Raw genomic sequence first — 12,505 nt, forward strand, 5'->3', positions numbered from 1 at the left:
CATTTTCTGACGTTGCGATGGAATGTCTAGCAGTATCCGGGTCTTTTTGGTCACACCGGCAAAACGCCCGGCCAATGGATGCGCACCTCGCAGGACGGTGCGTTTCACCATCTCGTCAAAGGGCGGTGACCCCGGGTTTCAATTGCTCCGCTCTTCCATTAGATCAAAGGACCTTCAGCACTGAGATGAGACCTGCCTTGGCCAGTTCCTCCGCCTTTGACATTCTTTCAAACAAGATCGAAACGCGTAGCGCCCGAGCCGGGGTCATAGGACTTGGCTATGTCGGCTTGCCTTTGGCAATCGCCATTGCCCGCAGCGGCTTTGCTGTTACCGGCTTCGACATCGACCCCAAGAAAATCGTCTCCCTGGATGCGCAGCGCTCCTATATCGATGCCGTCGCAAGCGACGATCTCGCTGCCGAAATCGACGCCGGGCGCTTTTGTGCCACAACGGAGTTTGCCGGTCTCGCCGCTTGCGACATCATCGTGATCTGCGTTCCGACGCCGCTCACAAAGCACCGTGACCCGGATCTTTCCTTTGTCGAGGCGACGTCCCGATCGATATCCGAGCATCTGCGGTCCGGTCAGATTGTGGTTCTGGAATCGACGACCTATCCGGGCACCACGGATGATGTCGTCAAGGTCATCCTGGAAAGAACCGGCCTCAAATCGGGCAGGGATTTCTTCGTCGGCTTTTCCCCGGAGCGCGAGGACCCTGGCAACCAGCACTATCACACGGCAACTATCCCGAAGGTCGTTGCTGGGGACGGCCCGCAGGCCTTGGCGCTGATGAAGAGCTTTTACGGCACAGTGGTCAAGACCGTGGTTCCTGTGTCTTCGAACGCCACGGCTGAGGCCGTCAAGCTGACCGAAAACATCTTCCGGTCAGTCAACATCGCGCTCGTCAATGAGTTGAAGACTGTCTACGCCGCCATGGGCGTTGATGTCTGGGAGGTGATCGAAGCGGCAAAGACCAAGCCGTTCGGCTACATGCCTTTTTATCCCGGACCAGGACTCGGCGGCCACTGCATTCCGATCGATCCCTTCTATCTGACCTGGAAATCCCGCGAATACGAGCTGCCGACGCGCTTCATCGAGCTCGCCGGCGAGATCAACTCGGCAATGCCGCGCTACGTCGTCGGCAAGCTTGCCGAAGCACTTGACATGCGCTCCGGCAAGGCCCTCAGTCGCTCACGCGTGCTGGTTCTTGGCCTTGCCTACAAGAAGAATGTCGCCGACATTCGCGAGAGCCCTTCGCTTCGCCTCATGGAGATCATCGAAGAGCGGGGCGGCAGGGCCGACTACCACGATCCCCATGTTGGCGAGATACCCTCGACGCGCGAGTACCAGCACTTAAAAGGCCGCAAGTCGGTCGACCTCGCACAGGAAGGGTTGGGAGCCTACGACGCCGTCCTGGTGGCGACTGATCACGATCACATCGACTACGCGATGATCGCAAACAGTGCACCGCTGATCGTCGACACCCGCAATGTCTTCGCGCGTCTCGGACTATCCGCCGCCCACATCCTCAAGGCGTGATATCCACGCCCGACAGCTGCTTTCCCGTGATCTGGCTCGCCGCAACAGCGTAGCCGCCGCTGGCCCCGTCGATGAAGTGCACATGATCGCGCGAGAGCGGTGTCGGAACGAAACAGGTCATAAGCGCAGAAGACTGCCGGTGCAGGCCATAGCGGGCAATTCCCTTTACCTTTGCCTCCTCCAGGAGCGCCTGAATACGACAAAGATGGTCCGCGTCGACGTCAATCGTCATCTTCAGGCCGTCGTCGAACTTGCGAAAATCGGAATTGCCCGAAACGTCGCGCGTATAACGCCGGGCATCAAAGCGACCGAGCTTGGCACCGAGCTTATGCAGGACGATCACAAGGACGATCTGAAGGAGGATGAACAGCTTCTGTCTCAAGCGCTTGTGCGGGGGAGCTATCGCCCGCGCCTCGCGATCGACGCCTTTCATCGAAAAGGCAAATTCCGGACCGTCCGCGGGGATCGGGTGGCCGCCGCGCCCCTGCTCGGCGGAGATCGCCACGACGTCCATCACGAGCTTGCGAAATTCTGCGGTCGGCCGACCGCCTTCGGCCGGTACGGCGATGATGGAGACGATTTCGCCGTTGTGCGCCGCGATCGGGCTCCAGCGGCACGACAGGCCGGTCAGATCCGGCCGCGCGCCTGACGGTGCGGGTTCGATGCCATAGCGGCCATTTTTCATCTGGCGCTCGGCCCAGCTCGCTCCACCCCCGGCAAACATTGCATAGCTGACGAACGGACTGGCGGCATGACGCGCGACGCGAACGTCAAGACCTTCCTTGCGAATATCTGCGATCGGTACAACTGCGATGCGCAGCGTCAGACCCATTTCCTCCTCGACAAATCGCTGCGCCGCCGCAAGTGCACCGCGCGCCGAATTTTCCAGTTTCCCAGGCAGTGCGACCACGGCACCGTCGCCGCCGAACACGAAGGGGTAGTCGCCCTTGTCAACCGCATTCAAGATCGCTGAAATGACGCTGGCGCCAGCCATGTTTACGTCCTTGTAACGGCCGGTCGCAATCGCCTGCGTCGAGCTGACGATGTCAGCCAGCGCCAGGAACCAGCCATCCGGCAGCGGGTGATAGTTGCTCGTGTCCGTCACCCGCTCGAAATCGGTGAAGACGGGTACATCGGCAAAGAATCTCTCGTTCGATACGTCGGTCATCTCAAAAGACTAGCACAGACGCCTGCTGTGACTGCAACGCCATTTTGCAACTACGGCAATCGACTTCCTGCAGTTTCATGTGCTAGCACCGCTGTCGAAAAACGATTGAATGGACAAGACCATAGATGAGCCGTCTGGACAGCTTCATCCGCCGTTTGGCGGCCCAGCGCGATATCCTCAATGCGATCGTCGAGCTTGTGAACGGCACCGAAGGCCCGGTGCTGGAATTTGGCCTTGGCAACGGCCGCACCTACGATCACCTGCGCGAGCTTTTTCCGGAACGTCGCATTATTGCCTTCGACCGCGAGGTTCGCTCGTATTCGTCTTCCACGCCGCCGGCAGAGAATATGGTAACAGGCGATATCCGAACATCCGGCCAGGCTTTCGTCGGTATCGGGGCAGCGCTTGCGCATGCCGATATCGGCACCGGTCATGACGATATTGACGCTGTCACACTGACATGGCTTCCGCAACTGATGGCCGGCGTCCTTGTTAAGGACGGAATTGCGGTCAGCGGTCTGCCGCTGGACCGTCCGGAGCTTGCCCCGTTGGCGCTTCCTGCAGGTGTGAAGGAAGGCCGCTATTATCTCTATCGACGGAGATAATCAGGGAAGAAACAGCACGTCGTACTGTTGAATGCTGCCGGGCAGGTCGACGACCTTCATTTCCTGTTCGTCCCCCTCGAAAAAGACCAGACAATTCTCATAGAAACTGGCAAGGGTCTCGATGAATTCACGCGTCGGCTCCGGGCCGTAGAAGAGGGGCGTGAACTCCATGTAAAGTGGGACGCGGCGCGACAGGAGCGGCAGCATCGAGCGACAGGCGACCGGCTCATAGCCTTCGATGTCCATCCAGACGAGGCCTATAGCGGCAGGATCGATAGAAAGCTCGTCGAGGACCTGCGTCACCGGCTTGACCGGGACGCTTGTCTTCTCATCGCTGGCGCTCTTTCGATAGACGCTGCTTTTTCCATGATTGTTGGCGTTCATGAAGAAGTCGATCTCGCCGGCGGTTGCTCCAGCGGCACAATTGACCAGCGTCACCATTCCATCGAGCTTGTTTTGGCGGATATTTTTCCGCAGCAGCGGGAAGTTGCGCGGATCGGGTTCGATGCTGACGATGCGGGCATAGGCGCCGCTCAGCGCGAAGTAGACGGTCTGCGTTCCGATATTGCCACCAATCTCGAGAAGATAACCGTGCTTGCGCATGAGGCCGCGCTCACGCAGCACCGTGATCAGCCGGTCGACATGCTCCCGCTCGAAGTGCCCCTTTCGAAAGATCTTGCGGCCGATGTAGTCGGACGGCGAAAAGGTCATCAGATGATCGCCCGCATCGACGGTCATCGATACGACCCGTGGCCCGATGTTCTCGATCAGCAGACGCCTGCCGGTGCGGGTATTGAAGAACCTGCTTGCGACAGCATTGCAAGCCTTACGCAGGCGCTTGTGCCAGAATTTGGCCTTGAGCCAGCCGCGGCTCCTCATGCATCATTTCCTTCGACCAGTGCGCCGGCTTTTTCACTCGGAATGACATAGACTTTCAAGGGCAAAGCACGACCGCGCACGCTGATTTCGCGACTTTCCACACCGGCCATATCAGCGCCTGAAAGGCTCGCGACCGTTTCGGAAATGACGATGGCTGCATCGAATTCCTTTGCAGCTGTCTCCAATCGGCTTGCAACGTTGACCGTGTCTCCGATTGCGGTCACGCTGCGCACCCGACCATAGCCGAGCGTTCCGACGACCGCGGGGCCTGTGTGAATGCCAATGGCAATGTGAAGCGGCATGGAGAGTTCGTCCGAAAGTTCTGCTCCAAGCTTCTTTATGTCACGAACGATGGTTGCAGCGGCGGCAAGCGCCTGGCGACAGGCCTCTTCCTGGGAACTGCCAATGCCAAAAAGCGCCATGGCGCCATCGCCGATGAACTTGTCTATCCGCCCGCCAGCTTTCTCGACGGCATTGCCGACCAAGGCAAAATAGCGGTTGAGCAGAAATACGATGTCGAAGGGGAGTCGCGTTTCCGTCAATGAGGTGAAATGACGGATATCGCAGAACAGGACGGTGATCTCGCGTTCACGTCCCGGGCTCGTCTCCTGGGTGTTGGGCGGCGATGTCGTCTCCGGTGCTGCAACGAGCAGCGGTGCAACAGTCACGTCATGCGTCGGTCGCAGCTGACAGGCAAGGCGCACGTCGGACGCGGCCTTGATCCTTTTGAGCGTCGATTGCTCCAGCTTGTCGGGCGGCGGCAGATCGTCATTGCGAGAGAGAATCTGGACGCGGCAAGTCGAACATTGCCCCTTGCCGCCACAGACGGAATAGTGCGGCAAACCGCCAAGCCTGCTTGCCTCCAGAACCGTGAAGCCGCGCGGCACGCTGATCGCCTCGCCGCCTGGGTATCGCACGGTAATTTGATTGACCCGCTCCCTCCACCGTCGCCAGGTGCGTGCACCGACGACGATCAGCAGCGCGCCGGAAAACGACCCGTAAAGGCCGGCCCGGATCATCGCGATCTGCCGCTGTGCTTGCGGGTCGGAATAATAGCGGATGTTGAGATTTTCCTGATAGCGCTGCGTATCGACCATGCCCTCGTAGGCAGGTTCGGCAATCGTGCGACCCATTTCGATAAAGCCGAGCAAGCCAAGCACCGGCAGGAGGATCGCAACGGCGAGCAGCATTGCGGCGACACTGTCGTACCAGGGCCGGTAACGCAGCCAGAAGTGCAGGCCGATGCAGCCGTGGATCCAGACGGCAATGAGCGCAATGACCTGACGCCACCCGTTACCAGGCGAGGTGATCCAGAGCAGGCGAACGATCGTCTCGTAGTCGTCCCGATGCTGAAACAGCGTATGGGCAATGCGTGTGCCGACGACATGGTCGATCAGCAAAAGCGGAATGGAAAGCCCGAGCACGATCTGGGCCATCTCGGCGGCCGGCATGACCAGGCTCCGGCGCCTGTATACAGAGCGCAAAACCAGCATGATATGGACAAGGACAGCCCCGTAAAACACCAGCGTTCCGACAGGGTTGCGCCAGATCGCCAGGAAGATCCTTCGTCCGTCGTCGGCTGCCGAGACCGAAATCAGGCCGAGCGCATGGTTGGACAGATGCAGCAGGACAAACAGAAACATGACGAGGCCGGAACCAAGTCTGGCTCTTCTGATCGAGCGCTCTGAAAAAATACTGGTGGCAGCGACCGTCGCCATTCATTCCCGTTCTTGAATACCAGATGACAAATACAATAGAGAGGACGGAATTGAGATGGAATTGCCGCCACTCCGATTGCGATCGCCCTTCACATGCTTATCAGCAGAACTTAAGGAAGCCGATAGCGGAATTTCTAGTGGCAAGCACAGATATCGATTGAACAGTGTGTCGGCGGGGGTGCTGTAAATGCGGGTTGCGTTCTACGCACCGTTGAAATCACCAAACCACCCGGTGCCATCGGGCGACCGGCTGATGGCACGTCTGCTGATGCGAGCTCTCGAGCTTGCCGGACATTCGGTCGAAATAGTGTCGGAGTTTCGCAGCTTTGCAGCGACCCCGCAAGAGGCGACCGCCCGGCGCTCTGCCGGCGAAGCAGTGCTGACGCGCCTGCGGCAAAACTGGACAAGCAAGCCGCACCCTGATCTCTGGTTCTGCTATCATCCCTACTATAAATCGCCTGACATTTTCGGCCCGGTCCTCTGCCGGGAATTTTCCATTCCATACGTCACAGCCGAGGCATCCTATTCCGAGAAGAGAGATGCGACGGAATGGGGTCAACAACAAAGACTGGTCATCGATGGCGTTCGCCAGGCAGCCGTCAACATCGTTTTCACCGCGCGTGATCGGGCGGGGCTTGCCCAAGCAATACCGACAGGTTCATTCGCAGCCTTGAAGCCCTTCATCGACACAACACTTTTCGAGACCGCGCCGCCTGAAGCGAAGCCGCAGCGCCTGATCACCGTCGCGATGATGCGCGCCGGCGACAAGATGCAGAGCTACACGATGCTTGCAGAGGCACTCCGCCTCATTGCCGATCGTCGCTGGACCCTCGCGATCGCCGGGGATGGACCAATGCGGATCGACGTAGAGCGGCTGTTTGGCTCCTTTGAACCGGGGCATATCGAATGGCTCGGAGAGCTCGGCGCTGGCGAAATCGCCCATGAGCTCGGCCGCTCGGGCATTTATGTGTGGCCGGGCTGTGGGGAGGCCTACGGGCTTGCCTATCTGGAGGCACAGGCGGCGGGATTGCCGGTCATCGCCCTGAAGACTGCGGGCGTTCCCGAAGTCGTTACCGACGGGATAACCGGCTACCTGACAGCGCCTGGCGATATAGCGGCGTTTGCGGCGGCAGTCGCGGCTCTGCTTGACGATCCCTTGGAGCGATCGGCGATGGGCGCAACCGCGCGTCACTTCGTGCTGGAAGAGCGCTCGCTCAAGGTCGCAGCCAAAGCGCTCGACGACATCTTGCAAACCTATGTGAGACGAAAAGAATGACTTACGAGGAAACCTGGCTACCGTTGCGGCGGGAACTCGCCCGCTGGCAGTCGGCGGGTCGACGCGCCCGGTTCTGGTTGCGCGACGACGACGCAATCGAGCCGACCGTGGCACTGGAGAGCCTGCTTACGATCACCCGTCAGGCTTGCGTTCCGGTGACGATTGCGGTCATTCCGGCATCGACTGGCCAAGCATTGGCGACGCGCCTCCTGCGCGAAGATCACGTTCTTGTTGCGGTCCACGGGTGGTCGCACGCAAACCATGCCAGCCCGGAGGAGAAAAAGCAGGAGCTTGGTCGCCACCGGCCGGCGGCAGTCGTGCTTGAGGAATTAGGCACCGGCTTCGACACACTTCAACGCCTTTATGGCCAAAGGCTCGTCCCGATGCTGGTGCCGCCCTGGAACAGGATCAGCGAGGAACTGGTTGCGCAGCTTGGCGGGCGGGATTTCAATGCACTGTCCGTATTCGGCAGAGCCAGAGCCGGCAGTCCGATCCGCCTGCTGAATACGCATGTCGATATTGTCAATACCCGCCGACAGCGCGGGAACCGTCTACATTCGGATCTGGTCGCGGAAATGGTAGCGCAATTGAGCGCCCGCTTTGCTGATGACGAGGAACCGATCGGCATACTGACCCACCATCTGGTGCATGATGCGTCTGAATGGGAATTCCTCACCCAGCTTTTCAAGGAGACTGCTCATCATGCCGGTGCCACCTGGACGTCGGCGCGCGATCTATTGAGCTAGATTTCCAGGACCTGATTGTCCCTGGCGGCAAACGCTCCTGGGAATATCGCCCGGGCCTCCCGTTCCATCTGCTGCAGCTGTGTGTCTGTTCGCGACGGCGCATGGTGGAACATGGCAAACTGCTTGGTGCCGGCAATTTTCGCGAGTTCGACGCCATGCTGCCAAGTGGAGTGGCCGAAGCCCTTGAAACGCTGCATCTCGTCTTCGTTGTAGGTGCAGTCGTAGACGGCGAGATCAACGTCCTTCATCATTTCAAGCGCAACCGGATCATAGACGCCAGGGGTATGTTCTATATCGTAGATCAGCGCCACGGAACGTCCCTTCCATTCAACGCGGTAGCCGATCGCCCCGCCTGGATGGTTGAGCATGAAGGTCTTGATCTTGATCCCGGGGCGCGGCTCCAGCGTCTGGCCGGCATGAAAGTCGCGGAAACTCATCGTCGCCTGACAGATGTCGGTTTTGACGGGGAACCATGGCGGGCTGATGAACTGCTCGATCATCTCGCGCGTGCTCATCTTGCCCTCGAGATGACCGGACCAGATCGTCAGGTCGATGGTGGGATAATAGATTGCCTTGAAGAAGGGCAGGCCGATGATGTGGTCGTAGTGACAGTGGCTGAAGAAGAGATCGACGTCCCTGACGTCCTCGTTGAGCATGGCGAGGCCTGCTTCGCGTACGCCAGATCCGGCGTCGAAGACCATCCGGTGTTCACCGCAGCGGATTTCGATGCACGAGGTGTTGCCGCCATAGCGATCGAATTCGGGGCCCGAGACCGGGATGCTGCCGCGAACGCCCCAAAACTTTACCTGAAACAGATCTTTACTCATCTCGTCTTCAAAATGGCCGACCCAACAACGCTATCGCAATCATATGATGATTAGCAAGCGAAGCGTGGATTTCCATGGGCGACCCCCGTATCGTTGGTATCGTTTCTACCGGCTATCAGTTCAATCGGTAGATTTTCCTAAGCAATCGATTTTTGCTTCGGAAAGCAACTGCCTATGGTTTGTTTTCGGTAAACGGACCAGGACGCTCGGACAGGAGAGTACAGACACGTTCCGCATTTTCTGTCTATTAGATGGTTGCTCGGCCCTTCAAATACAATTGTCGCCTCCTTCGCCAATAGTATGAGGATGCTTGGGTTGTACCGGCGATGCAACGATCGCATTGCCCGGGCTAGTGAAGTCCGCCGACGCCGAGCAGACGCTCTACCGCGTCGTGATCGTCCGACAACGCCTTTGGCGTACCCGCCCATGCAAGACGCCCGCGCTCGAGAACGATGACGTGATCGGCAAACCCCAGAGCGCTCTGGATGCGTTGCTCGACGAGGAGAATGGTCATGTCGCCGGTCCTTGCAAGTTTGGCAAAGGCGGCCATCAGTTCCTCGCAGATAACAGGCGCCAATCCTTCGAGGGGTTCGTCAAGGAGAAGCACCGACGGGCGACCAAGGATCGAGCGCGCGGTCGACAGCATCTGTTGTTCGCCGCCAGAGAGCTGGTTGCCGAGATTGCGGCGTCGCTCCTTCAGCCGCGGAAACATCCCGTAGGCTTCCTCGAGCGCGCTCCTTGGCCGATCCTTCAGTCCGACGAAAAGGTTCTCCTCCACGGTCAATGTCGGAAAGACCCATCGCGCCTGCGGCACATAACCCAATCCCTTGCGCGCGCGCGCTGCACTCGGCATTGGCGTTACATCGGCGGCACCGATGCGTATCGTGCCACCGTAGCGCTTGGTCTGTCCGGCGAGCGTCGCAAAAAGTGTAGTCTTGCCCATGCCGTTGCGACCGAGAACGGCGAGGCGCTGGCCGGCGGGAACGGAGAAGGAAACGCCTTCGAGAACGCGTGTCGGTCCGTAGCCGGCCGACAGGTTTTCGACCTCAAGCGACGTGGCTGGCATTGGCATAGCTCCCGAGATAGGCCTCGCGAACGCGGGCATCCTTGGTGACGTCGGCGGGCGATCCATCGAAGATGATCGCACCCGCAGCGAGAACGACGACGCGCTTGGCAAAACGGAACACAAGATCCATATCGTGCTCGATCATCAGGACAGCGAGATCGGCGGGCAGGTCGGCAAGCGCCTGCTCGATGCGGCCGGTATCGCTTTGGGGAACACCGGCGGCTGGCTCATCGAGCAGGAGCACCTTCGGCCGCAGCGCCATGGCAACGGCGATCTCCAGGAGGCGCTGCTGGCCGTAGGCAATCTCGTTCACCCTGCGATGCATGAGGTGGGCTATCCCCAGCGTAGCCAGCAGATCGCTGACCTCATCCATGATGGCGGTCATCGCAAGAAAATTTCCGAACATGCGACCCGTGCGTCCCTGACGCTGGAGGATGGCAAGGGCCACATGCTCGGCCGGCGTCATCTCGAGGAAGAGCCGGGTAACCTGGAAAGACCGAACCAGGCCGCGCTTGACGCGGCCGTTGGCCCCAACCTTTGTGACAGTCTCGCCCGCAAGCCGGACATCGCCGAAATCGGGCTGCAAGTTGCCGGTCACCAGATTGACGAATGTCGTCTTGCCAGCTCCGTTCGGTCCGATCAGCGCCACGCGGTCGCCTGGCGCCATCGACAGTGAGACGTCATTTGTAACGGCAAGGCCGCCGAAGGATTTCCTCAGGTTGATGACTTCGAAGACCGCGCTCAATGTCCCGCCTCCTTCTTGCGGTTCAGGAGGGCGGCAGCGGAGCCATAGAGCCCCTTCGGCGCAAACAGGACGACGCCGATCAGCAGCGCGCCGACCATGGTCAGCCAGTGGAACGGGTTTGCCGCCGAGACATAATCCTCAAACAGCATGAAGATGACGGTGCCGGAGAGCGCGCCAAACAGCGAGCCTGTACCACCAAGGACGAGCATGACCAGCGATTCGGCTGACAGCGTGAACGATAGACTGTCGAGGCCGACCACTTGTGTGGTGATGGCGTTAAGCGCCCCACCGATGCCGGCAACAGCACCCGAGATCACGTACATCTTCATCAGCGCTGCCTTTGGCGAGGCACCCATCGCGCGGATACGCACCGGATCCTCCTTGATGCCGCGACACAGCATGCCGAAGGGCGAGCGAACCATGAGGCGCAGGACGACGAAGACGATCAGCAACAGGATAATCGCGAAGACGTAGGCGGTATGACCATAGAGATCAAATTCGAAGTAGCCGAAGATCGGATCAGCCGAGATGCCCGAGAGGCCATCGCTGCCGCCGGTCCAGCTGGATGCCTTGTTGGCGAACTCGTGGAAGAGATTGATGAGCGCGATCGACAGGACGAGCTGCGGCAGTCCATGGCTACGCAGGATAACGGCGCCACCGACCAATCCGGCTGCAGCCCCGCCGACGATGCCTGCAAGCGTCATCAGCAGCGGATCGTTGATGCCATAATGAGCCGAGATGATGCCGGCCGCATAAGCACCCGAGCCGAACAGCGCCGCATGGCCAAGTGTTGCAATACCGCAATAGCCGGTGACGAGATCGAGCGATAGCACAAGCATGGCGACCGCAACGATGCGCGTGAGCAGCGCCAGATTGTCCGGAAACAACAGGTAGCCGATTATGGCAAAAACGAGTATGACGGCCACGCCTGCCACATCGCGCCCCATTGAGCGGCGCGGGCGGGCTAAGGTGGACATTGCTGCTTCCGTATTCATGACGACAGCCATTCTATTTCGTCCTTCCCGCAAGGCCACGCGGGAAAATGCAGATGATGGCAATGACCGCGAGATAGAAGAAGAATTCGCCGAACTCCGGCATCAGGTAGCGTCCGGTCGTGTCAATGCCACCAAGCAGGAGACAGGCCGCGAGCGCTCCCGGGATGGACCCTGCGCCGCCCACCGAAACCACGACGAGGAAGGTCACCATATATCGAAGCGCATAATAGGGTTCGACCGGCAGCATCTCCGCGCCGACGACGCCGCCAAAGGCAGCAAGCCCGACAGCGACGGCAAAGCTCAGCGCATAAATGACTTCGGTGCGTACGCCGAGCGCTGCCGCCATGGCGGCATTGTCGACTGAGGCGCGCAGCTTGACGCCGAAGCTCGTCCTTTCGATTGCGTACCAAAGGCCGCCGGCAACGGCAAGACCACACAGGATGGCAAAGAGGCGATGGACGGGGATCGTGCGGAAACCGAGATCAGCGGAACCCTGAAGGTCTTGCGGCAAAGGGATTGTTTTCAGGGTCGGACCGAAAACGTAATTGGCAATGCCGATAATGCAGAAGGTGATGCCAATCGTCATCAGCACCTGCGTCAGCTCCGGCGCTCCGTAGATGCGTCTGTAGAGAAAACGTTCGATCGGAATCGCGATGATGACCGTTCCAATGACCGCGGCGATCACTGCAACGCCGTAGCCGAGCCCGAGATCGCGTGCCGCATAGGACGCAATGTAGCCGCCGATCATGGCAAAGGCGCCGTGCGCGAGATTGACGACGCGCATCAATCCCATCGTCACCGACAGCCCGATCGAGATGACGAACAGCACCATGCCATAGGCAAGCGCATCGACGGCTATGCTGAAGACTGTTTGCATGAGGCTATCCCGATGCTGTTGGAGCGGCCGGCATTGCGGTGCTTTAAGCGCGCCTGGCGCTACAA

General features: G+C 59.5%; 12 protein-coding genes. 4 read left to right on the forward strand and 8 right to left on the reverse strand.

All coding sequences use genetic code 11. The features are described 5' to 3' along the window. Positions 1-185: 185 nt before the first annotated feature. Positions 186-1,538, forward strand: coding sequence for a nucleotide sugar dehydrogenase (locus ATY80_RS19680; protein ID WP_189637216.1), 1,353 nt, complete (start codon positions 186-188; stop codon positions 1,536-1,538). Here ATY80_RS19680 and ATY80_RS19685 read toward each other — a convergent pair. Then, positions 1,528-2,706: a DUF3095 domain-containing protein gene (locus ATY80_RS19685; RefSeq protein ID WP_088694002.1), complete on the reverse strand. Its 1,179-nt coding sequence runs from the start codon at positions 2,704-2,706 to the stop codon at positions 1,528-1,530. The two genes, ATY80_RS19680 and ATY80_RS19685, sit on opposite strands and share 11 nt — an antisense overlap. 125 nt (positions 2,707-2,831) lie before the next feature. Between ATY80_RS19685 and ATY80_RS19690 the strand changes: the two genes are divergently transcribed. Beyond that, positions 2,832-3,311, forward strand: coding sequence for a class I SAM-dependent methyltransferase (locus tag ATY80_RS19690; protein WP_088694003.1), 480 nt, complete (start codon positions 2,832-2,834; stop codon positions 3,309-3,311). On the opposite strand, the gene ATY80_RS19695 is transcribed toward ATY80_RS19690, so the two are convergent. Then, positions 3,312-4,190, reverse strand: a complete 879-nt coding sequence (locus ATY80_RS19695; protein WP_088694004.1) for an FkbM family methyltransferase — start codon at positions 4,188-4,190, stop codon at positions 3,312-3,314. Continuing rightward, positions 4,187-5,908 carry an adenylate/guanylate cyclase domain-containing protein gene (locus ATY80_RS19700; RefSeq protein ID WP_088694005.1) on the reverse strand — a complete coding sequence of 574 codons (1,722 nt, stop codon included), beginning with the start codon at positions 5,906-5,908 and terminating at the stop codon, positions 4,187-4,189. The genes ATY80_RS19695 and ATY80_RS19700 overlap by 4 nt, the downstream gene beginning before the upstream one ends. A gap of 187 nt (positions 5,909-6,095) precedes the next feature. Between ATY80_RS19700 and ATY80_RS19705 the strand changes: the two genes are divergently transcribed. Both ATY80_RS19705 and ATY80_RS19710 read left to right on the forward strand, forming a co-directional pair. Then, on the forward strand, positions 6,096-7,184 hold the full coding sequence (locus ATY80_RS19705; protein ID WP_088694006.1) for a glycosyltransferase family 4 protein: 1,089 nt from the start codon (positions 6,096-6,098) through the stop codon (positions 7,182-7,184). After that, positions 7,181-7,930, forward strand: coding sequence for a polysaccharide deacetylase family protein (locus tag ATY80_RS19710; protein WP_088694007.1), 750 nt, complete (start codon positions 7,181-7,183; stop codon positions 7,928-7,930). Before ATY80_RS19705 ends, ATY80_RS19710 begins: the two co-directional genes overlap by 4 nt. Here ATY80_RS19710 and ATY80_RS19715 read toward each other — a convergent pair. From ATY80_RS19715 to ATY80_RS19735, 5 genes are all read right to left on the reverse strand, one after another. Further along, positions 7,927-8,757, reverse strand: a complete 831-nt coding sequence (locus tag ATY80_RS19715; protein ID WP_088694008.1) for an MBL fold metallo-hydrolase — start codon at positions 8,755-8,757, stop codon at positions 7,927-7,929. The genes ATY80_RS19710 and ATY80_RS19715 overlap by 4 nt on opposite strands. 349 nt (positions 8,758-9,106) lie before the next feature. Continuing rightward, positions 9,107-9,823, reverse strand: coding sequence for an ABC transporter ATP-binding protein (locus tag ATY80_RS19720; protein ID WP_088694009.1), 717 nt, complete (start codon positions 9,821-9,823; stop codon positions 9,107-9,109). Continuing rightward, entirely contained in the window at positions 9,804-10,568 is a 765-nt protein-coding gene (locus tag ATY80_RS19725) for an ABC transporter ATP-binding protein (protein WP_088694010.1), read from the reverse strand. Before ATY80_RS19725 ends, ATY80_RS19720 begins: the two co-directional genes overlap by 20 nt. After that, positions 10,565-11,575 carry a branched-chain amino acid ABC transporter permease gene (locus tag ATY80_RS19730; RefSeq protein ID WP_088694011.1) on the reverse strand — a complete coding sequence of 337 codons (1,011 nt, stop codon included), beginning with the start codon at positions 11,573-11,575 and terminating at the stop codon, positions 10,565-10,567. Before ATY80_RS19730 ends, ATY80_RS19725 begins: the two co-directional genes overlap by 4 nt. 1 nt (position 11,576) lies before the next feature. Next, a complete protein-coding gene (locus ATY80_RS19735; RefSeq protein ID WP_088694012.1) occupies positions 11,577-12,440 on the reverse strand; it encodes a branched-chain amino acid ABC transporter permease in 864 nt (287 codons plus the stop codon). Positions 12,441-12,505: the final 65 nt, after the last annotated feature.

The organism is Rhizobium sp. R711, from assembly GCF_002211365.1.
Taxonomy (GTDB): domain Bacteria; phylum Pseudomonadota; class Alphaproteobacteria; order Rhizobiales; family Rhizobiaceae; genus Rhizobium.